Here is a 20,571-nt window from a genome sequence, read left to right on the forward strand (position 1 = left end):
GAAATGCATTTGTAATGTCTTCACAATTGTAATGTCTTCACAACTGCAATGTCTTCACAACCTACCCATTATTGAGCACTTAAATTAATATTTAAGCTACCTGAACTGGCACGGCTTTAGCTATACGGCTCATAATATTATCACCGTCAAAGTAAGCGATATTAGGCTTATGATGACAGGCATCTTCATTAGGGATTTGTACATATGAGCAAATAATCAGCCTATCACCTGCCGCCGCACGGCGTGCGGCCGCGCCATTAACTGAAATTATTCTAGAGCCACGTTCAGCGGCGATAGCATAAGTGGAAAAACGCTCGCCGTTATCCACGTTATAGATATCAATAGCTTCATATTCCAGAATACCGGCAGCATCCATAAAATTCTGATCAATTGCACAGGAACCTTCATAATGTAGATCTGCCTGAGTCACTTTCACTCGGTGCAATTTCCCCTGTAGCATCGTGCGCAACATGGTTTCTCTCCTGATTCGATGACAACTTAGAATCTGTTATTTTCCTGCATCAATAACGCCTGATACAACGGCGATTATTGCATTAAGTCTATCTGTTGATTATCGATTAAACGGGTCTGCCCTAACCAAGCAGCCATCAGAATAACCGCTTTTTTACTTTCGGTATTTAACGGCGCCAATGTTTCGGCGTCACGGATAAACAACTCATCAGGTACAAAACCTGCTTCGCGTAGCTGTTCGGCAGCTTGGGTAAGCATTTGTTCTGTGTGACGTTCACCTTGTGCCATTTTTTCAGCGATAGATCGCATGATCTTGCTGAGTTCTGGGGCGATTCGATGTTCATCGGCTGTTAAATTGTTATTACGTGAACTGAGAGCCAGGCCATTTTTATCGCGCACAGTAGGTACTGAGATTAGCGTAATGTCATAAGCCAGGTCGTCAATCATTTGGCGAATAAGTTGTAATTGCTGAAAATCTTTCTCGCCAAAATAGGTCAAATCGGGTTGTACCAAATTGAATAGTTTGCTCACCACGGTTGACACACCACGGAAATGACCGGGACGACTGGCCCCTTCCAGCATGGTAGAAAGCCCAGGAACTTCAACATAAGTTTGATGTTCCATACCGTTAGGGTATATTTCCTTATCGGCAGGAGCAAATACCAGATCGGCACCGTGTTGATGAAGTTTTTCGCAATCTTCCTGTAAAGTACGGGGATATCTTGCCAGATCATCCTGACGATTAAACTGCATCGGATTGACGAAAATAGAGACAATCACAATATCTGCTTGCCCTTTGGCTGTATCGACTAACGTCATATGGCCATCGTGCAAGTTACCCATTGTTGGCACCAGTGCAATGCGTTTTCCTTCCTGACGCCAGCGGCGGATTTCACGGCGTAGAATCGGTACGGTTTCGACAATCAGCATTGCTTAATACTCCTTAGTATGTTTGCAGCCTTCGGGCTAACAAAGGGTAATTTATTAATAAAATGAGTGTTCTTTACCTGGGTAGGCGCCGCTTTCTACTTGCTCTTTATATAGGCGGATGGCATCAGGTATATTTCCCGCTTCTTCAAGGAAGTTTTTCACAAACTTAGGCGGGCTTACTGTGATGCCTAGCACGTCATGCATCACTAAAATTTGCCCATCAGTCACATTACCGGCGCCAATACCGATTACCGGGATCTGTAATTCATCGGTGATACGTTTAGCCAAATCAACGGGGACGCACTCTAGCACCAGCAGTTGTATGCCCGCTTTTTCTAAGGTAATGGCATCTTTTATCAATTGATTCGCTGATTCTTCATCACGTCCTTGCACTCTATAACCGCCCAGAATATGAACTGACTGCGGAGTTAGCCCTAAATGAGCGCAAACGGGTACAGAACGCTCGGTAAGCATACTAATGGTATCGTATAACCAGCTACCGCCTTCAAGTTTCACCATGTTAGCGCCAGCACGCATAAGCTTAGCCGCGTTTTCACAACTCTGCTCTGGTGTGGCATAACTCATGAAAGGCATATCGGCAATAATAAAAGTATAAGGTGCTCCGGCACGGACGCAACGAGTGTGATAGACAGTATCTTCAACTGTCACTGGAATGGTGGTATCAGCCCCTTGCACTGTCATACCCAGTGAGTCACCCACCAGCATGACATCGATACCTTGCTCGGCAAACAGGTGGGCAAAGCTGGCGTCATAAGCGGTAATAGTTGCGAATTTACGTTTTTCGTTCTTGAGCTGATTCAGATCAGTCATGGTTATTGGTTTCATTATCTATCTTCCTTCTCCTGCAATTTTTCTTGTTATGTACAGAAATCGGCCACGGACTGAACTGAGATCCTTATATGTAATGATTAGAATCAGAGGACTGCGGTTGCAGCCAGAGCTCCAGGCCGTTTTCTGGAATATGTTTTAGTCTTTCAGATAAAGCTTCCCCGTCAGGAAATATGAGATCAGGGGCAATTTCAGCTAACGGGTAGAGCATAAATTCGCGCTGTTTTAGTCCGTAGTGAGGCACGGTCAAGCGTTCGGTATTAATCACCAGATCGCCAAATAGCATGATATCCAGATCAAGTGTTCTTGGCCCCCAGCGTTCATCTTTTCTTACCCGCCCCTGAGCCAGTTCAATCGCCTGAGTGTGATTGAGTAATTCTTCCGGTGTTAGCGTGGTCTCCAGCGCGACTGCCGCATTCAGAAAATCAGGTTGATTCTGCGGCCCCATTGGTTTAGTACGATACAGTGAGGAGCAGGCAATAAATTCTGTTTCTGGTAAATCCCTTAATGCAGCAAGTGCATTTTTTACTTGCTGCACAGGTTCCGCCAGATTGCTGCCAACAGCGATATAAACACGAGCCATCATTATCAGCCGTTCCTGCTTAGTCTTGGTTTATAGTGACGGCGTGGCCGTGTACGACGACGGACAATCTCACTGCCCAGTTCGGAAATCATATGTCGTTGCTGTGATGCATTGACTTGCTGAAATTCTCCCCACCAATGGGCAAGTTCTTTTAGCTCATTGCGGTTTTCGACATTGGCCCTGAGTTCCAGCAAATCGTAGGCAGCACGGAATTTAGGGTGCTCCATCAACTTATTTGCCCGTTTACCATGACGGCGTGGCAGACGTAACTGTAATTGCCAGATATCACGCATGATGGTTGTCAGGCGCTTAGGAATAGCAATGGAGTGGCATTGCTCATCCAAAATATCATTCATAGCCAATGCGAAAGCGTCGTAGTAAGCCAGACCACCTTCTTGGGACAGCTTTTCCGCATGCTCAACCAGTGGATACCAGAGCATCGCGGCGAACAAAAACGCCGGATTAACCCGTTTATCGTTCTGTAACCGGAAGTCGGTATTCTTCAAAACCTGATTGACCATACGTTCCATTGGCGAGTCGTTATTTTCGGTGAAATAGCGTTGAACCAATGGAAAAAGTGGTTGAAATAGGCGGTACTCGCGCAGAAGTTGATAAGTGCTGTAGCCTTGACCGGTTTGTAAAAGTTTTAGCGATTCTTCAAACAGGCGGGCTGGTGGAATATTACTCAGCAGAAAAGCCAAACGAGAAATCGGTTCGGCGGTATCTTCGCTGATGGTCATATTTAGTTTGCTGGCGAAGCGGATCGCACGCAGCATTCTTACTGGATCTTCTCGATAGCGAGTTTCAGGATCGCCAATCAAGCGGATAACACCGGTTTCCAGATCATGAAGACCACCGGCATAATCACGCAGAGAGAAATCATTGATGCCGTAATAGAGGCTGTTTATGGTGAAATCGCGGCGCATAGCATCTTCTTCAATTGATCCGAAGATGTTATCCCGCAGTAGCATACCGCTTTGTGCTTGTTGTGACTGATTTTTATCACCGGAACCCGTTTGTTCATGTGGACCACGGAATGTTGCGACTTCAATCACTTCCTGACCAAACATAATATGAGCTAAACGGAAGCGGCGTCCAACCAGACGGCAGTTGCGAAATAGCTTACGTACCTGTTCTGGCGTTGCATTGGTGGCAATATCAAAATCTTTCGGTTTCGTGCCGAGCAATAAATCACGGACGCCACCGCCAACCAGATAGGCTTCAAAGCCGGATTTATTCAGACGGTAAAGAACTTTCAGTGCATTTTCACTGATATCTCTGCGGGAAATACTATGTTGTTCCCGTGGAATTATCGTTATTAATGAGTCAGGATGAGGATTCTCCTGTTCAACCTTCCTTTGCATTTCCACATTGGATGAAGATTGATAAGGGTTTTGGCGATTAGAGTGAAGAGTTACGTACTCTTCCTGAGTAGAACGATTAGATCCGGTGACTGATCCTTCACTGGCTGCCTGTGGTTCGCGGTTAGTTTTCCCTTCGCGGATCAATAAGTTACGGCAGAAATTTGCTACTCGGTTAAAAATGGTACACCTCGATAAGTAACTAATCATATAAAACAAATAAAAACAGCGGCTAATCATAGCCTACTGTGTATTTTTTGAGAATGGTTGTTATGACTAACCGTAACTTTATTCACGTTACCTATATATTTTACCTTGTCGTGGAATTCGGTCCAGCTCCCAACGTGCTGTTGCTTTTTTCAACAATTGATCACGAGAAAGGTCTTGCCAGTTTTCTATGACTGGTTGATTAAGGAAAGATAATGCCTCAATCAGTAATGGCCGGGGATCATCCAATGGGATCGGCTGAGCATGATTCTGTTTGGAAAGTTTATTGCCATCCTGATTTAGAGCGAGTGGTAAATGAATATAGTCAGGTATTTTCAGATTTAACTGCTGATAAAGCGCCATCTGACGGACGGTTGGTGCGATCAAATCAGCTCCTCTTACCACCTCGGTCACACCTTGGTAATCATCATCAATAACAACCACTAAATTATAGGCAAATAAACCGTCACGACGGTGAATAATAAAATCTTCTTCAGCCATGATCGGATCGGCGTTCAGATATCCTTGCAACTTATCTTCGAAACCGTAAATCGGATGACGCTGTTTGAATCGAATTGCTGCATGATCAACGGGCAAATTTAATTCACGACAGTTTCTATCATAAAAACCATTAGTCTGGTGAATGCGTTGACGGGTACAAGTGCAGTAATAGCTTAAGCCTTGTTGTTGCAATTGATTAAGGATATGACGGTAAGCCTCATGGCGCTGAGATTGATAGAGAATTTCACCATCCCAATGTAAACCGTAATGCTCAAGCGCGTGAAGAATACGGTCGGCAGCACCGGGAACTTCTCTGGGCGGATCAATATCATCGATACGTATCAGCCACTTCCCCTGACAAGCGCGGGCTTGCAAATAGCTGCCAATGGCAGTGATTAATGAACCAAAATGCAGGTCGCCAGAAGGTGATGGGGCGAAACGCCCAATATAAGAGTGGGGACTATAAGCGTGGGGACGTTCAGATTTTATCATATGGGATCAGTGGAGTTGTTTATACGGCGTCATGAAGACGCCGTATTCGGAACACCATTAATTAGCCAGCCATCTGTTTTTCACGGATTTCGGCCAGAGTTTTACAATCAATACACAAATCTGCGGTTGGACGGGCTTCCAAACGACGGATGCCGATCTCAATGCCACAGGATTCACAAAAACCGAAATCGTCATCTTCGACTTTTTTCAGGGTTTTCTCGATCTTCTTAATCAATTTACGCTCACGATCGCGGTTACGTAATTCAAGACTGAATTCTTCTTCCTGCGCCGCACGGTCAACTGGATCAGGGAAGTTCGCTGCCTCATCTTGCATATGAGATACAGTACGATCTACTTCATCCCTGAGTTGATTGCGCCATGCTTCAAGAATTAGCTTGAAATGCGCCAACTGGGCATCGTTCATGTATTCTTCACCTGGCTTTTCTTGGTAAGGTTCTACCCCAGCGATGGCGAGAATGCTTAAGGACGAGGTTTTACGTTTTTGCCCTTCTTGCATAATACTTCTCCTACACACGCACTATCAAACAAACCCCTAGCGGGGAAAAAAACAGGCCGCTATAAATAGCAGATGGAGCATGGGTTGGCAATTGTTCCTGCCATTAGTTTCACAATGGTGTGGAAGCAAATGTATTGCATGCCTTTACACCTTGTACAACTTGGCTGCAAATAATTAGGTAAATCGATAAATTAATTATTTTAGTACAAAAGTTAACTTATCGCCTAAAATCATCCCTTTTCCGGTCATGTTGGCCTGGTAACAGATAACTTCGACCCCAGAATTTTGCGCTTGTTCCAAAAGAGATGAATAATTATGATCAATATGTGCCGCCGCCGCGACCTGCCTGATGCCGGAATGCAAAACCGCAAAGAACAAAACCGCTCTTTGCCCTTGTTCTGCTATGTGCTGCAATTCCCGTAGGTGTTTTTGCCCGCGGGTCGTGACAGCATCAGGGAAATAGCCACAATTTTCCTGGAGAAGAGTCACTGATTTCACTTCAATATAGCAATTAACTTGTTGTTCTGCCTGTAATAACAGATCTATCCGACTGTTCTCTTCGCCATATTTCACTTCGCGACTGATTTTTTTATATTCAGAAAATTCTGGAATAGCATTTTTTGCAATGGCTTCAGCGACTAAATCATTTGCTCTGAGCGTATTGACGCAAATCCAGTGACCATCCTGCGTTTCTGTTAATTCCCAACTGTTGGGGTATTTACGCTTGGGATTATCAGATGTGGAGTACCAAACCGTATCTCCCGGTGTCGCGCAGCCGGTCATTGCGCCCGTATTGGCACAATGGATGGTCAGTGTTTCGCCTTCCGGTGTGATGACATCAGCCAGGAAGCGTTTATAACGACGAATTAGCGTGGCAGATTGTAAGGGTGGATGGAATTCCATAAAAACTCCTTGATGACTGATGGCATAAGATTGAAGCGGGCAATGCTACAATGCCGGCGGTTGAAAGTTAACTTTCTTTGTATGGAGTGTTTGTGTCTTTATTGCCTGTATATGAAGTCGTCGAGCCTGTCCTGAGTGCGTTGAAAAGTTCACAACAGGTCCTGCTTCATGCTCCGGCTGGTGCCGGGAAATCGACAGTTTTGCCACTGGAAATTCTGAAAAAAGCCGATTTTTCTGGGCGTATCATAATGTTGGAACCACGGCGGATTGCCGCTCGCAGTGTTGCTAATCGCCTTGCAGCTCAACTGAATGAAAATATTGGGCAGACGGTGGGTTACCGGATGCGTTCAGAAACGAAAGTGAGTACAACCACTCGCCTTGAAGTGGTAACGGAAGGCATTTTAACCCGTATGTTGCAGCAAGATCCCATGCTGACCGGGGTTTCTCTGGTGATTCTGGATGAATTCCATGAGCGTAGCTTGCAGGCCGATTTGGCGCTGGCATTGTTGCTGGATGTACAGGCAGGGCTGCGGGATGATCTGCGAATTTTGATTATGTCAGCGACGCTGGATAATCAGCGGCTCTGTTCTTTATTACCTGATGCGCCGGTGATTACTTCTCAAGGGCGAAGCTTTCCTGTGACCAGACATTATTGTCATTTGCCAACTCATCAACCTCTTGAACAGAGTGTAGCTACCGTTGTATTGCGGTTACTCCAACAGGAACAAGGTTCTATGCTGTTGTTTTTACCGGGTAGCGGAGAAATTCAACGGGTATTTGGACTTCTTAGCGGGAGAGTTGCCGAGGATACCGATTTGTGCCCGTTATACGGTGCGTTGTCATTGGCTGAACAACAAAAAGCGATCGAACCTTCACCATGTGGACGCCGTAAAGTTGTTTTGGCGACCAACATTGCGGAAACCAGCTTAACGATTGAAGGTATTCGATTGGTGGTTGATAGCGGTCTTGAACGCACGACGCGTTTTGAACCCAAAAATGGGCTGACTCGTCTGATCACTCAACGCATCAGTCAAGCTTCTATGACACAACGGGCTGGCCGAGCGGGACGACTGGAAGCCGGAATTTGTTGGCATCTATTCAGCCAGGAACAGGCAGAAAGATCGGCAGAACATAGTGAGCCTGAAATTCTGAATACTGATCTCAGTAGCTTATGGCTCTCCTTATTGCAGTGGGGCTGTCATGATATTTCTCAATTGCACTGGCTAGATATGCCACCGGCGGCAGCTCTGACAGTAGCCAAATCGCTGTTATTACAGTTAGGCGCAGTCAATAGCAATGGTCAGTTAACGTCCAGAGGCAGAAAAATGGCGGAATCTGGCAGTGATCCGCGTTTGGCGGCGATGTTATGTGCGGGATTGGAACAAGGGGCCGATATGCTGGCAACCGCAGCTATGCTGACCGCGATTCTGGAGGAACCGCCCCGAGATGGTCAGCCGGATATCACTTATTGGGTTGAACAGCGACAGGTTCATTGGTTACGGCGGGCAAAGCAGTTAACCAGGAATATGGGCGATCATTTTGGTGAGCCGGATGGTGGATTTGTTGCAATGCTATTAGCCCAGGGTTTCCCTGACAGAATAGCCAAAAATCGAGATAAGAGAGGGCGTTTTCAACTGGCGAATGGTCTGGGAACGATAATCGATGATGAAGAAAAGTTATCTGGCGAATCGTGGCTGGTGGCTCCTTCGTTATTACAAAACAGCAAAAATCCTGATGCGCGTATTTTGCTGGCTTGTCCTCTGGATATTGAACGACTGGTACAGCAACAACCGAATTTATTTAGTGAGCAAAGTGTCGTTGAATGGGATGATAACAAAGGGACATTACGATCATGGAAACGGCTGCAATGTGGCAGCCTGACAGTAAAAGCCCAACGATTGGCAAAACCTTCCGATGAGCAATTACAACAGGCTCTGCTAAACTGGTTACGCAGTGAGGGATTACATGAGCTGAACTGGTCACCTGCGGCAGTTCAGTTGTGCATCCGTATCCAATGTGCGGCTAAATGGTTGCCTGAAATGGAGTGGCCGGCAGTAGATAATGATGCATTAATGGCTTCTCTTGATGATTGGTTGATGCCGTTCCTTACTGGCGTGCGTGATTTGAAAGGGCTGAAACAGATTGATTTGTTGCCGGTGTTGGAAAACTTGCTGGATTGGCAACAACAACAGTGTCTGGATAATGAACTGCCTATTTATTACACTGTTCCTACCGGCAGTCGGATAGCAATTCGTTATTTCAGTGATAAACCACCGGTATTATCTGTTCGGATGCAGGAAATGTATGGTGAGCAGCAAAGCCCATCTCTGGCAAAAGGGCGGGTAACACTGGTGCTTGAACTCTTATCGCCAGCCCAAAGGCCATTGCAGATCACGCAGGATCTGGCTGCTTTTTGGCAAGGGTCCTATCGTGAAGTACAAAAAGAGATGAAAGGGCGTTACCCAAAACATTTATGGCCGGATGATCCGGCAAATACGGTACCGACTCGGCGGACAAAAAAATATTCGTAATAGAATTTACTCCTTGTTTTTGCTGGCGAATAAATTCATTAAAAAATATGAAAACCCAAATAAGAGCATCTGAGCGGTTTTGGAGAATTTTGGAATGTCTGGTGAAGATCGTCAACCAATCGGACGTAAAGGCAAAAAGTTGGTATCCCGCCGTAAAGGGCCATTAAAAAGGCGATATCGGTTGGATGATGATAATGGCTATGAAGATGATGACTACGATGATGAAGAGGATCAACCCATGACAACGAAAGGAATGTATTCTCGCCCGCCTAAGAAAAAGTGGCGTTGGTTCTGGTTGTTATTCAAGATATTTATTATTTTTGCCGTATTACTGGCGGCTTATGGTGTCTATCTGGATGCCAAAATCCGTGATCGCATTGATGGAAAAGTCTGGGAGTTACCGGCGGCAGTCTATGGACGAATGGTCAATCTTGAACCGGGCATGAACTACAGTAAGAAAGAGATGGTACATCTGCTGGAAGGGATGCAGTATCGCCAGGTGACGAAAATTACCCGTCCCGGAGAGTTTTCTGTCAGAGGTGAAACCATTGAAATGTTGCGCCGTCCGTTTGATTTCCCTGACAGCAAAGAGGGGCAGATCCACGCTCTGCTGACTTTCAGCGATAACCGCTTGGCGGGGATCGAAAATCTGGAAAATCAGCGTCAATTTGGGTTCTTCCGTCTTGATCCGAAGCTGATTACCATGTTGCAGTCCCCCAATGGGGAGCAGCGGTTATTTGTGCCACGTTCTGGTTTCCCCGATTTACTGGTTAACACTTTGCTGGCGACGGAAGATCGCCATTTCTATCAACATGATGGCATCCGTATTCTTTCCATTGGGCGTGCGGCACTGGCTAACTTGACTGCCGGGCGTACGGTTCAGGGGGGAAGTACCCTGACGCAACAATTGGTGAGAAACCTGTTCCTGACCAATGAACGTACTTTGGTGCGCAAAGCCAATGAAGCCTATATGGCGGTGCTGATGGATTATCGTTACAGCAAAGATCGGATTCTCGAACTGTATCTGAACGAAGTTTATTTAGGCCGAAGTGGTGATGGGGAGATCCGAGGATTCCCGCTGGCGAGCCTCTACTATTTTGGCCGTCCCGTGGATGAATTGAGTTTAGATCAACAGGCGTTGCTGGTCGGTATGGTGAAAGGGGCCTCACTCTATAATCCGTGGCGTAATCCTAAACTCGTTCTCCAGCGTCGTAATGTGGTGCTCAAGCTGTTACAAAACCAGCAAATTATTGATGAAGATCTTTATAAGTTATTGAGTGCTCGTCCACTGGGGGTAAAACCGAAAGGTGGTGTTATTACCCCACAACCGGCGTTTATGCAGCTAGTTCGTAAGGAGTTGCAGGACCGACTGGGGGATCGAGTAAATGATCTGTCCGGCGTAAAAATCTTCACTACTTTAGACCCGGTATCTCAGGATGCGGCTGAAAACGCAGTGGAAGAGGGGATTGCCAGTCTGAGAAAAACCCGCAAAATCGCTGACCTTGAAGGGGCAATGGTGATTGTCGATCGCATCAGTGGTGAAATCAGGGCGATGGTTGGGGGTTCTCAACCTCAGTATGCTGGATTTAACCGAGCGATGATGGCGCGCCGTTCGATTGGTTCGCTGGCAAAACCTTCGACTTATTTGGCGGCATTGAGTGAGCCGGATCAATATCGGTTGAATACTTGGCTGGCGGATGAACCCCTTGCGGTAAAACAGCCGAACAGTAAGGTTTGGGAACCGAGAAATTATGACCGTCGTTTCCGTGGGCGAGTCATGTTGATAGATGGGCTGGCAAATTCATTGAATATTCCTACGGTGAACCTTGGATTGGCGGTTGGTCTTGATCATGTCAGCAACACATTGATCCGGCTTGGCGTACCGGAGGAAGTGATTCAGCAGGTTCCGGCCATGTTACTGGGTTCTCTCAGCTTGACACCTTTGGAAGTAGCGCAGGAATACCAGACAATGGCGAGTGGCGGCAACCGTGCGACGCTTTCCGCGTTACGTTCTGTCATCGCGGAAGATGGCACTGTGATATATCAGAGTTACCCACAGGCTGAACGGGCTGTACCGGCTCAGGCGGCTTATCTGACGCTATATGGTATGCAGCAGGTGGTAGCGAATGGAACTTCTCGTTCTCTGAACGCTAAGTTTGGTCGTTATAATCTGGCGGGTAAAACGGGTACCACCAATGATCTGCGTGATAGCTGGTTTGCCGGAATCGATGGTAAAGAGGTGGTGATAGCGTGGGTTGGCCGCGATAACAACGACCCGACTAATCTGACAGGCGCTACAGGGGCATTGAATGTGTATCGCCGTTATCTGGAAAATCAGACGCCGCTGATATTGAATAATATTCCACCAGAAGGCATTGTCGATATGGCGGTTAATCAGGATGGCAGCTTTAGCTGTAGTGGCAGTGGTTGGCGAACATTACCGGTTTGGACTTATGATCCACAAAGTTTGTGCCAGCAAACAGAGGTATCAGCACCTGTTCAACAGCAAGAACAAGCACCGGGCTGGTTGCGGGAGATGTTTGGCCAATAATAAATATTTGATGAGATAAATGACAAAACGCTGATCTCTATGGTCAGCGTTTTTGTTTTCTGGGTAAAGTAGAGCGCTATTCATCCCACAGAGCTGTTCACTCCCTTTTTACCTGCTTTCCAAACATACCGCGTTATTATCCTTTTAGTCTTATGTTTGTTATTTAATTGTAAATAAATTGTTATAAATTATGAGTTATTACGCCCATCATAGGCAATAAAATCGGCAATTTTCAGAATATTCCTATATCTTCTTTAAGTAAAATCTGATTAATTGTTGATCATGTGTATTAGCTTGATGGCGATAATAATATGACGATAATTTCAATTAGCTTCACTCTCCATGCTGTAAACCAATGGAGAAGTGAATAGATGGCAATAGGATATTTCTTGCTCGTTGGTGATAAGACAACCTGTGGCGGACAGATTATCACTGGTGACCACACCATGACATTTAATGGACGGGCGACCGCTCGTGAAGGGGATACAGTTACCTGTGGCAAACATCCCGGTACTTACATGATTGTCGGTGGTGTATCTGACGTGTTTGACATGGGCCGCAAGCTGGCTGGCACGTTGGACAGTGTGAGTACTTGCCCCTGTCGGGCTAGGTTTATCAACTCGGAGATGGACAGCTATGAGAAGCAGGAGCAGCCTAATCATCGGGCTACAGCGCCTGTGAATATGGCGGCCCAGAATTTCTCGTCGCCGGTGAAGGAAACGAGAAACGTTCAGCCCGCACCTCCTGTGACTAAAGAGCCTCCAATACCGGTATTTGCGAAATCCTGCTTACGGGGTAAAGGTTGTACTGATGCCGGAACCGAGGCTGAACCGGCGAATAACTTCGGCAGAATGGCGATATATCAGGTTCCGTCATCTCCCACTCCGGTGACGCCACAAAAACCGGAACCATCTCCACAAGGTGAGAAACACCCGCCTGAGCCGGATAAACCGCAGGATAAAAAATTACCGTGGTATAAACGGTGGTTCCGTAGTGGTGAAGATAAAGCCGAAGCCGCCGCTACCGCTGTGGCCGCCACTGCCCGCAGCGCGGTAGCGGAAGGGGAAACGCTGGTGATGCGTTACATTGGCGGCGGCGCCATCAGTGCAGGACGTTGGCTGGCGGCGCCGAATCCGGTGACAGTTGGATTAATGGGGCTGTTTTATTCACCGAAGTTGAATGAAGGCGAGGAGGATTACTTAACCCCGTATCGTTTGAGCCAGATAGCGGAACAGTACGGTAAAGCTTCTACCCGTGTGCGTTTTCGCTGGATCAGAGATGAAAAAAGCGGCAGGATGACGGTTCAGGGATATCACGTCAGCCCGGAAGGTGGTCTGGATAAAGTACCGGTTCGCATGATGACGCTGAATCGGACCACCGGTAATTACGAGTTTTGGGAACCGGGAGAAAACCGGCCGACAATTTTATGGACACCGAGCGAGCAGGAATTCAAAGTTCCACCGCATACCGGGAATGAAGAACAACCGTTTATTCCGTCGCAAATAACCGTGTTGCCGATCCCGGATAAAGTCGGCAGCGATATTGAATCGTTACCTATGCCGGAAGAGAAGGATTTCCGTGATTATATTCTGGTATTTCCAGCCGATTCAGGCATGGAGCCGATCTATGTGATGTTTAATACTCCTCGGAATCAACCGGGAGTGGTAACTGGTCGGGGACAAAAAATCGAAGGAAACTGGTTAAGTCGCGCAGGGCAAGGTATGGGAGCACCAATTCCCAGTCAGATAGCAGATAAGTTGCGTGGGAGAAAGTTTAATAACTTTGATAATTTCAGAAATGCGTTTTGGAAAGAAGTTGCTAATGACCCTGAGTTTTCTAAGCAATTTAAAACTGCGAATATGGGAAATATGAAAAAAGGAAAAGCTCCAGCTCCAAGGAAAGACGAATGGAAAGGAAAAAAGAAAAAATACGAGTTACATCATAAAAAGCCTATTTCTAAAGGTGGAGGTGTTTATAATGTTGATAACATTAGTGTTGTTACGCCAAAGAGACATGGTGAACTACATAGTTGGAGGTGAATAAACTATGGAAAATAATGTAATGAATATTACTGAAAATGAATTTTTATCCTTGATAAAGAAAATATTTAATGGAAATTTTCGAACAGAGGAGGAAGAATCAGAAGCTATAGATGAATTTGAAAGAATTTCAGAACACCCCTCTGGCGGTGATTTAATCTTCTATCCAGAAGATGGCATTGAAGATAGTCCTGAAGGTGTGCTTGAAGTGATAAAGGAATGGAGAACCAAAAACGGCAAACCTGGCTTTAAAAAATAGAGATTGAGTAAGTGATGAAAAGGATTTTTATAATCCTTTTCATCACAATCAAAGAGAATACCTCACAACTATCATACCGATATTGAATCGTTACCGATGCCGGAAGAGAAGGATTTCCGCGATTATATTCTGATCCTCCCCGTTCCTAATATGCCGCCGGTGTATGTGTATTTGAGTAAACCGCCGGTGAAACCGTTGGAAGTGGGAGAATATCAGGATCTGGCTGGACGTAGCCGTAATGATGGGTTGGATATTGATCATATTCCTTCTCAGGCGGCATTGAGAAAATATCTTGCTAATAAGTATCCAAATATGTCTCCAGCAATGATAAAAGCTATGCTTATAAAAGGTGTCAGCATAGTAATACCCAAACGAATACATCAGAAATACAGTGAAACCTACGGCGGGAGAAATACACCAATGAAAAAAACTCAGGATGCATCTGATCTAAAGGCTGCTGTAGAGAGTAATTTTGACGCTATGATTATTGGATTGATAGAAGAGGGTTATACGCCTGAACAATTAGATAAGGCGAGGGAAGATCTACACCAACTCAATAAAAAGCAAAGGTGGTACAAATAATGGCCGATGTTGTTGCAATAATAAATAATTTAGGACAAACAGTCGATATGTTAATTGAAAAACAACTTATTTCGGCTGGGAAATTTGAGCACATCTTTAATAGTGATGAGGAGTTCCATTGTCAACCTGAGCCTGGGCTCATGCTAGTTTTTGATGAATTCACAAAAAAATTAATCTCTGTATGCATTACTTTGACATCATATTTACCTGAAATTGAAGTTTATAAAGGCAATATGCCTTCACCATTTCAACCTGTAATGGATAAAGCCGCAGTGAGAGCTATTTTAGGTCAACCTTCTGAGGTTAATGAAGCTACAGAAGTACCGATTATTGGTATGGTTGGTGGCTGGGATGTTTATATCGATTGCTTAAAAGACTTATATCCGGCAATCAATATTGTGTTTGGGTATACAATACATCAAAGGGTAAGTGATCTAACTTTTAAAAAATCTGGGTGAAGAGTAATCTCTCACTATTTATTTTGGACAATATGGGCAGCGATATTGAATCGTTACCGATGCCGGAAGAGAAGGATTTTCGTGATTATATTCTGATCCTCCCCGTTCCTAATATGCCGCCGGTGTATGTGTATTTGAGTAAACCGCCGGTGAAACCGTTGGAAGTGGGAGAATATCAGGATCTGGCTGGACGTAGCCGTAATGATGGGTTGGATATTGATCATATTCCTTCTCAGGCGGCGTTGAAAATTTATTTGATTGAAAGGTACGGAGAATTAGATTCTGGTGTGCTCAAAAATATCTTAGAGAATAGCGTTTGTATTGCTGTTTCTCGCTGGGTTCATCAAAAATATAGTGAAACTTATGGCGGGCGAAATACACCAACGAAAAGGATTCGGGATGCATCCGATTTGAAAGCAGCAGTTGATAGTAACTTTGATGCTATGACTCCAGGTCTGAAAGAAGAAGGTTATACTGATAGTCAATTGAATAATGCCCGGAAAGACTTACATAAATTTAATCAAGAGAAAGGATGGTACAGGTAATGAGAGATATTGTTGAAATAATTCATAGTCTAGGGAAAACAGCAGATCTATTAATTGAAAAACAACTTATCCCAACGGGAAAGTTTGAATATTTGTTTGAAGGAGACGATGAATTTCTCTGTATACCAGAGGATGGATTAACGTTAGTTTTTGAAGATAAATCAAGGTTGTTAATCTCAGTCGGTATTACTCTAATTGCATCTGGGCCAAGGATGAAGATTTATAGAGGTGAAATGCCGCCCCCATTTTTGTCTGAAATGGATAAGACAAAGGTTAAATCTGTGTTAGGAGAGCCATCAGAGACAAAGGGCGCTGTTAAATTGCCAGTTATTGGAATGGTTGGAGGATGGGATACTTATATTGACCGGATGAGCGATCAATACCCAAATACACGAATAATTTTTGCGTATTCTACAGATCAGAAGGTGAGTAATATAACGTTTAAAAAAATTTGAGTGAAGTGTGATTTCTAATTATTTGTCTTGGGTAAAGTGGATAGCGATATTGAATCTCTGCCCATGCAGGAAGAGAAGGATTTCCGCGATTATATTCTGGTATTTCCTATTCCGAATATGTCGCCGGTGTATGTGTATTTGAGTAAATCACCGGTGAAATTGTTTGAAGTAGATTTGTATAGAAATTTTTCGGGGCGACCAAGAAATGGAACACATGCAGAATTTCAACACTATCTGAAAAGGCAGGGGATAATGGCAGATATTACGGCGATGATTAAAAGTTTGGGCCAAACAGTGGAGCAATTAGTTGAAAAAAAACTTATTTCTGATAAAAAATTTGAATACCTTTTTGAAGGAGCTGATACGTTTAATTATGAACCTGAGGCTGGTCTTATCTTGGTATTCGATGATAAATCGAGAAAATTGAGGTCAGTTGAATTTACACTTATTAGTACTTCTGGACATTCTGGAAATAGTGAAATGTATCATGGGGAAATGCCTCCTCCGTTTACTCTATCAATGGATAAAATTGCTGTTAGAGCTTTGCTAGGCGAACCTGATGTTACCTCAGAGGAAACAAAAGTTCCTGTTATTGGTGTTGTCGGCGGACATGATTGTTATATTCGCAAACTTCAATCTGTATACCCTGATACAAATATTCGTGTGCTATATTTAAAGGATTTGCGTGTTCGAGGATTGGTTTTTGAGAGGGAAATATAATTTTTTCCTGTGAAAAATTTGAAAATCTAAGTCTAAGATACATCAGAGAAGGGGATGTAAAAATAATGACGGTTAATGTTGAATCGTTAATTAATAGTTTAGGTAGAACTTACCAGGATATTTATGATGAGGGGTTAATCCCTTATAAAACGAAACCAAGTGGTTTTGCCGGTGATAGTGTAGTGTGCTTGGATATGGTTAAAGAAGGCGTCTTTCTGTCTTTCCATCGGGAAGGAAAGCGATTAAAAGAAATTACATTAACTTTGTTTGACGAGAAGAATTCCTTATACCAGTTTACTAATGAGCTGCCTTCACCATTAATTCCATTGATGTGCCGACAGTGGGTTCATGAACAATTTGGTAAACCAGAAAAATTTCTTCCACCGAGAAAAAGGCTCAAAAAAGACATTGGCTGGACTGAGTTATATACATTGCTGGATTTTCGTATTCCGACCAGTATGAAGTTTGATTATGATCTATTGGAGCAAGTTATATCAGTGACATTCTTACCCACATCAGAAGTGCGTTGGTAATCAATAATAAGAGGGAAACCGTTTTAATAGCCAACTCATTTAAACAAAGAGGTAAAATAAAATGGATCTGAAAAATAAACTGGAAGAATATACCGAAAATGAGTTTATAGAGCTGATTTTAAGAATAATATCGGATGAAGGTACAGAGGAAGAGCAAGATGCTTTATTGGAGGGGTTTATAAAAATAACTGAGTATCCTTCAGGATCAGATTTAATTTATTATCCCAAAAATGGAGAAGATGATTCCCCGGAAGGAATTTTAAAAACTATAAAAGAATGGCGAGCTAAAAATGATAAACCTGGCTTCAAAAAATAAAAGGGATTCGGTAAATTAGGAAAATGAAGGTGGTGAGGTTTATAATATGGATAATCTGCTCACATTGACACCGAAGCGATATGTAAAAATACATGTTAATAAAGGGGATAAAGTGGGATGAATTTGAAAAATAAGTTGGAAGATTATACAGAAGCTGAATTTTTAGTTCTGCTGAATAAAATCTTCGATGGTGAATGTAAAACTGAGAACGAATATCACAGTTTAGTAAAACATATTGAGATAATTACCGAACATCCCAGACGAAATGGACTAATTCTCTACCCAGAAAACGGAGTTGAAGATAGTCCTGAGGGTGTGCTTAAAGTTATAAAAGAATGGCGGGCTAAAAACGGCAAACCTGGCTTCAAAAAATAAAAAGGGATTCGGTAAATTAGGAAAAGGATTTATGCGATTATATTTAACTGATTTGCGATTGGATGTATTAGCATTTGAACAATTTGTATAGACGTTTTTTGGAATATTTTTTCTAATTTTCTACCTTTATTGGATGGCGGCTAATAAATCGTTATCAATGTTTATATACTAGAGGTTAGATATGAATAAAGAGGTTATATAAATAATGGCGATAAATGTAGAGGCATTAATAAATAGCTTGGGTAAATCTTATCAGGAAATTTTTAATGAAGGTTTAATTTCTTATAAGAGTAAGCCTAGAGGAGATTCTGGTGACGATTATGTGTCGTTAGATATGCAGAAAGAGGGGATATTTCTGGCTTTTAACCGGACCAGTAAGAAATTAACACATGTTACTCTGACATTGATCGATGAAGAACGGCCCCGTTATGTTTATCCAAATCAATTGCCGTCCCCTCTGATTAATTCAATGACGCGTGAATGGGTTAAGAAGCATTTTGGGCAGGCAATTAAGTCTTTTCCACCATGTAAGGTGTTTAACTGTCAATATGGTTGGAAAGACCTTTACCTTTACAATGTATTTGAATCTGAGGAAAAGATTTATATACAATTATCCCATGATTTGCTTGAACAAGTTGAGACAATAACTTTCCTTCGTGCTGAAAGTGTGACATGGTAGTAATATCTTAAAAGCGTAATGAACGGATGCAGAATAAGATATTGGAAGAACTACATTGATTGAATGCAGAATAAGGGTAGGGTAATTAGTGATTAATATTACGAAATTAATTAAATATCTTGGGAGAACTGCCGAAGCATTAGTTGAAATTGGTGAGATACCTAAAGGAATATTTAAGTTTCATTTTGAAGGGGATGAATCGTTTAATTGCGAACCTGAAAAAGGAATCACATTAGTTTTTGATTCTAAATCTAGGCAATTGAATTCAGTCCAGATAATTCTAATTGATATACATGGTGATCATGATGAATATAATGGTAGTTTGCCTTATCCATTTTTATCTTTAATGGATAAGGCAACGATAAGAGCTGAATATGGAGAACCTACGGAGTCAAAAGATATGATAGAAGCACCGATTATAGGTGTTATTGGTGGATACGATGCTTATATAAATCGTATAAAATCTTATCCAAACGTGGAAGTTATTTTTATTTATGATTCTTATTATCGAGTGAGAGCACTTAATTTCAACACTATTTGAAAAAGGGGTAATAATGGCAGATATTATGACGATGATTAAAAGCTTAGGACAAACGGCGGAGCAATTAGTTGAAAGAAAACTTATTTTAGCCGGAATGTTTGAGTTTTTGTTTGAGAATGCTGATACGTTCAATTGTGGACCTGACGTTGGCCTTACATTAGTGTTTCATGCTGATTCAAGAATATTAGAATCTGTACAAATTACACTTATTAACGCTTATGAAGGTAGTGGAGAATATAGTGGAGAATTGCCTTATCCATTTTCACATTCAATGGATAGAGCAATCGTTAGAGCACTTATGGGGGAACCAGATTCTGCTGGTGGCCCAGAAAAAATCCCTGTTATTGGCATGGTTGGTGGATATGATTCTTATACACATAAGTTAAGTAAGCAATATCCTAATACAGAGATTCGTTTTCTCTATTTGGCTGATTTACGGGTACATGCATTAATATTTGAACGTTTTGAATAAATGTCTTCTAGAGTTTTTTTTACTTTTATTGGATAGTGGCTAATAAACCGTTATCCATATTTATATACTAGCGGTAAGATATGAATAAATAGGTTATGTAAATAATGGCGATCAATGTTTTAGTGTTAATAAATAGCTTAGGTAAATCTTATCAGGGAATTTTTAATCAAGGATTAATCTCTTATAAAACCAAACCTACAGGGTTTTAAGATGATTAATCGTTCAATTGCTAATCTGAAATATGTTGGCGGGTTAAATAAGAATCCTAGATTATTAATGTATTGAAAGAACTTGAATACCAATATTGTCACGTTGAAATCCAAACGTTAATTTTGGGTAAGTACAGTATTCATAAAAGCCGGCTGGTCAGTGATTGGCTGGTACGTCATCCTAAATTTAACCTATTATTTTATACGTTTATTATCTCTGGCTGAATAAAATTGAACGCCTATGGTAATCCCTGTATGAAACAGTGACACGAAATCATTGCTGCTAGCATACGTGGCAGTTGCTCGAAAAAGTGAAAGTATTTTTGAATTCATTTTCCTATAGGAATAACAGAGAATAATAAAATGGAGTGTGTCATAATTATGAAGAGTTATTTATCTTTCCTCTGTTTTGATAATAAAATCAAACAACATAGCTAATGATTTTCGATGCCCATATGCTAACATGATGAGAAATTTTTTATTTTAAAACTA

General features: G+C 42.8%; 22 protein-coding genes and 3 pseudogenes. 17 read left to right on the forward strand and 8 right to left on the reverse strand.

Translation table 11 applies throughout. The annotated features are described in order from the left end of the window. Positions 1-91 precede the first annotated feature (91 nt). The 8 genes from panD to sfsA all read right to left on the reverse strand — a co-directional run bounded on the left by panD (position 92) and on the right by sfsA (position 6,814). Positions 92-472, reverse strand: a complete 381-nt coding sequence (gene panD, locus B0X70_RS04640; RefSeq protein WP_036783129.1) for an aspartate 1-decarboxylase — start codon at positions 470-472, stop codon at positions 92-94. 74 nt (positions 473-546) lie between these two features. Then, on the reverse strand, positions 547-1,401 hold the full coding sequence (panC, locus tag B0X70_RS04645; RefSeq protein WP_036808215.1) for a pantoate--beta-alanine ligase: 855 nt from the start codon (positions 1,399-1,401) through the stop codon (positions 547-549). A gap of 54 nt (positions 1,402-1,455) precedes the next feature. Beyond that, positions 1,456-2,247, reverse strand: coding sequence for a 3-methyl-2-oxobutanoate hydroxymethyltransferase (gene panB, locus B0X70_RS04650; RefSeq protein WP_036808213.1), 792 nt, complete (start codon positions 2,245-2,247; stop codon positions 1,456-1,458). A gap of 70 nt (positions 2,248-2,317) precedes the next feature. Further along, on the reverse strand, positions 2,318-2,833 hold the full coding sequence (folK, locus tag B0X70_RS04655; protein ID WP_217471674.1) for a 2-amino-4-hydroxy-6-hydroxymethyldihydropteridine diphosphokinase: 516 nt from the start codon (positions 2,831-2,833) through the stop codon (positions 2,318-2,320). A 5-nt stretch (positions 2,834-2,838) separates the two neighbouring features. Next, a complete protein-coding gene (gene pcnB / locus B0X70_RS04660; protein WP_110087219.1) occupies positions 2,839-4,197 on the reverse strand; it encodes a polynucleotide adenylyltransferase PcnB in 1,359 nt (452 codons plus the stop codon). 294 nt (positions 4,198-4,491) lie between these two features. Then, the gene (gluQRS, locus tag B0X70_RS04665; RefSeq protein WP_036808211.1) at positions 4,492-5,394 is read right to left on the reverse strand and encodes a tRNA glutamyl-Q(34) synthetase GluQRS; all 903 of its coding nucleotides are present in this window, start codon (positions 5,392-5,394) and stop codon (positions 4,492-4,494) included. Between the two features lie 61 nt (positions 5,395-5,455). Further along, on the reverse strand, positions 5,456-5,911 hold the full coding sequence (gene dksA, locus B0X70_RS04670) for an RNA polymerase-binding protein DksA (RefSeq protein ID WP_011145244.1): 456 nt from the start codon (positions 5,909-5,911) through the stop codon (positions 5,456-5,458). A 195-nt stretch (positions 5,912-6,106) separates the two neighbouring features. Beyond that, the gene (sfsA, locus tag B0X70_RS04675) at positions 6,107-6,814 is read right to left on the reverse strand and encodes a DNA/RNA nuclease SfsA (protein WP_036808210.1); all 708 of its coding nucleotides are present in this window, start codon (positions 6,812-6,814) and stop codon (positions 6,107-6,109) included. Positions 6,815-6,906: 92 nt separating this feature from the next. Between sfsA and hrpB the strand changes: the two genes are divergently transcribed. From hrpB to B0X70_RS04760, 17 genes and pseudogenes are all read left to right on the forward strand, one after another. After that, positions 6,907-9,345: an ATP-dependent helicase HrpB gene (gene hrpB, locus B0X70_RS04680; protein ID WP_217470991.1), complete on the forward strand. Its 2,439-nt coding sequence runs from the start codon at positions 6,907-6,909 to the stop codon at positions 9,343-9,345. Positions 9,346-9,439: 94 nt separating this feature from the next. Then, positions 9,440-11,896: a bifunctional glycosyl transferase/transpeptidase gene (gene mrcB / locus B0X70_RS04685; protein ID WP_217470992.1), complete on the forward strand. Its 2,457-nt coding sequence runs from the start codon at positions 9,440-9,442 to the stop codon at positions 11,894-11,896. Between the two features lie 371 nt (positions 11,897-12,267). Further along, positions 12,268-13,935, forward strand: a complete 1,668-nt coding sequence (locus B0X70_RS04690) for a pyocin-S2/colicin E7-DNase domain-containing protein (protein ID WP_217470993.1) — start codon at positions 12,268-12,270, stop codon at positions 13,933-13,935. 7 nt (positions 13,936-13,942) lie between these two features. Beyond that, positions 13,943-14,194 carry a bacteriocin immunity protein gene (locus B0X70_RS04695; protein ID WP_165578168.1) on the forward strand — a complete coding sequence of 84 codons (252 nt, stop codon included), beginning with the start codon at positions 13,943-13,945 and terminating at the stop codon, positions 14,192-14,194. Between the two features lie 57 nt (positions 14,195-14,251). Continuing rightward, positions 14,252-14,776, forward strand: coding sequence for an S-type pyocin domain-containing protein (locus tag B0X70_RS04700; RefSeq protein WP_256448184.1), 525 nt, complete (start codon positions 14,252-14,254; stop codon positions 14,774-14,776). Further along, positions 14,776-15,234, forward strand: a complete 459-nt coding sequence (locus tag B0X70_RS04705) for a DUF6392 family protein (RefSeq protein WP_217470995.1) — start codon at positions 14,776-14,778, stop codon at positions 15,232-15,234. Before B0X70_RS04700 ends, B0X70_RS04705 begins: the two co-directional genes overlap by 1 nt. Beyond that, a complete protein-coding gene (locus B0X70_RS04710) occupies positions 15,231-15,779 on the forward strand; it encodes an S-type pyocin domain-containing protein (RefSeq protein WP_246593430.1) in 549 nt (182 codons plus the stop codon). The genes B0X70_RS04705 and B0X70_RS04710 overlap by 4 nt, the downstream gene beginning before the upstream one ends. After that, on the forward strand, positions 15,779-16,234 hold the full coding sequence (locus B0X70_RS04715) for a DUF6392 family protein (RefSeq protein WP_110086659.1): 456 nt from the start codon (positions 15,779-15,781) through the stop codon (positions 16,232-16,234). The genes B0X70_RS04710 and B0X70_RS04715 overlap by 1 nt, the downstream gene beginning before the upstream one ends. A 33-nt stretch (positions 16,235-16,267) precedes the next feature. Next, positions 16,268-16,954: pseudogene (locus tag B0X70_RS04725) on the forward strand (DUF6392 family protein); the annotation flags it as partial. A gap of 65 nt (positions 16,955-17,019) precedes the next feature. Then, positions 17,020-17,487 (forward strand): DUF6392 family protein, encoded by a 468-nt coding sequence (locus tag B0X70_RS04730; protein WP_217470996.1) that lies wholly within the window; start codon positions 17,020-17,022, stop codon positions 17,485-17,487. Positions 17,488-17,548: 61 nt separating this feature from the next. After that, a complete protein-coding gene (locus B0X70_RS04735; RefSeq protein ID WP_217470997.1) occupies positions 17,549-17,803 on the forward strand; it encodes a bacteriocin immunity protein in 255 nt (84 codons plus the stop codon). 117 nt (positions 17,804-17,920) lie between these two features. Continuing rightward, positions 17,921-18,178 (forward strand): bacteriocin immunity protein, encoded by a 258-nt coding sequence (locus B0X70_RS04740; protein ID WP_217470998.1) that lies wholly within the window; start codon positions 17,921-17,923, stop codon positions 18,176-18,178. A gap of 205 nt (positions 18,179-18,383) precedes the next feature. Further along, positions 18,384-18,857 (forward strand): DUF6392 family protein, encoded by a 474-nt coding sequence (locus B0X70_RS04745; RefSeq protein ID WP_217470999.1) that lies wholly within the window; start codon positions 18,384-18,386, stop codon positions 18,855-18,857. 88 nt (positions 18,858-18,945) lie between these two features. Continuing rightward, positions 18,946-19,398 (forward strand): DUF6392 family protein, encoded by a 453-nt coding sequence (locus tag B0X70_RS04750; RefSeq protein WP_217471000.1) that lies wholly within the window; start codon positions 18,946-18,948, stop codon positions 19,396-19,398. Between the two features lie 13 nt (positions 19,399-19,411). After that, on the forward strand, positions 19,412-19,870 hold the full coding sequence (locus B0X70_RS04755; RefSeq protein ID WP_217471001.1) for a DUF6392 family protein: 459 nt from the start codon (positions 19,412-19,414) through the stop codon (positions 19,868-19,870). Between the two features lie 104 nt (positions 19,871-19,974). Next, positions 19,975-20,076: pseudogene (locus tag B0X70_RS24985) on the forward strand (DUF6392 family protein); the annotation flags it as partial. Positions 20,077-20,110: 34 nt separating this feature from the next. Next, positions 20,111-20,438 (forward strand): annotated as a pseudogene (locus B0X70_RS04760) (IS630 family transposase); the annotation flags it as partial. Between the last annotated feature and the right edge of the window lie 133 nt (positions 20,439-20,571).

Origin of the sequence: Photorhabdus akhurstii (assembly GCF_019090985.1) — a bacterium.
In the GTDB taxonomy this organism is placed as follows: domain Bacteria; phylum Pseudomonadota; class Gammaproteobacteria; order Enterobacterales; family Enterobacteriaceae; genus Photorhabdus; species Photorhabdus akhurstii.

Coding starts and splice junctions, on each gene's coding strand:
- gluQRS (WP_036808211.1), bottom strand. CDS start 5,394: ATGATAAAATCTGAACGTCCCCACGCTTATAGTCCCCACTCTTATATT.
- B0X70_RS04755 (WP_217471001.1), top strand. CDS start 19,412: ATGGCAGATATTATGACGATGATTAAAAGCTTAGGACAAACGGCGGAG.
- panD (WP_036783129.1), bottom strand. CDS start 472: ATGTTGCGCACGATGCTACAGGGGAAATTGCACCGAGTGAAAGTGACT.
- panB (WP_036808213.1), bottom strand. CDS start 2,247: ATGAAACCAATAACCATGACTGATCTGAATCAGCTCAAGAACGAAAAA.
- B0X70_RS04735 (WP_217470997.1), top strand. CDS start 17,549: ATGGATCTGAAAAATAAACTGGAAGAATATACCGAAAATGAGTTTATA.
- B0X70_RS04705 (WP_217470995.1), top strand. CDS start 14,776: ATGGCCGATGTTGTTGCAATAATAAATAATTTAGGACAAACAGTCGAT.
- panC (WP_036808215.1), bottom strand. CDS start 1,401: ATGCTGATTGTCGAAACCGTACCGATTCTACGCCGTGAAATCCGCCGC.
- B0X70_RS04695 (WP_165578168.1), top strand. CDS start 13,943: ATGGAAAATAATGTAATGAATATTACTGAAAATGAATTTTTATCCTTG.
- B0X70_RS04715 (WP_110086659.1), top strand. CDS start 15,779: ATGAGAGATATTGTTGAAATAATTCATAGTCTAGGGAAAACAGCAGAT.
- mrcB (WP_217470992.1), top strand. CDS start 9,440: ATGTCTGGTGAAGATCGTCAACCAATCGGACGTAAAGGCAAAAAGTTG.
- folK (WP_217471674.1), bottom strand. CDS start 2,833: ATGGCTCGTGTTTATATCGCTGTTGGCAGCAATCTGGCGGAACCTGTG.
- pcnB (WP_110087219.1), bottom strand. CDS start 4,197: ATGCAAAGGAAGGTTGAACAGGAGAATCCTCATCCTGACTCATTAATA.
- sfsA (WP_036808210.1), bottom strand. CDS start 6,814: ATGGAATTCCATCCACCCTTACAATCTGCCACGCTAATTCGTCGTTAT.
- B0X70_RS04690 (WP_217470993.1), top strand. CDS start 12,268: ATGGCAATAGGATATTTCTTGCTCGTTGGTGATAAGACAACCTGTGGC.
- B0X70_RS04740 (WP_217470998.1), top strand. CDS start 17,921: ATGAATTTGAAAAATAAGTTGGAAGATTATACAGAAGCTGAATTTTTA.
- dksA (WP_011145244.1), bottom strand. CDS start 5,911: ATGCAAGAAGGGCAAAAACGTAAAACCTCGTCCTTAAGCATTCTCGCC.
- B0X70_RS04730 (WP_217470996.1), top strand. CDS start 17,020: ATGACGGTTAATGTTGAATCGTTAATTAATAGTTTAGGTAGAACTTAC.
- B0X70_RS04745 (WP_217470999.1), top strand. CDS start 18,384: ATGGCGATAAATGTAGAGGCATTAATAAATAGCTTGGGTAAATCTTAT.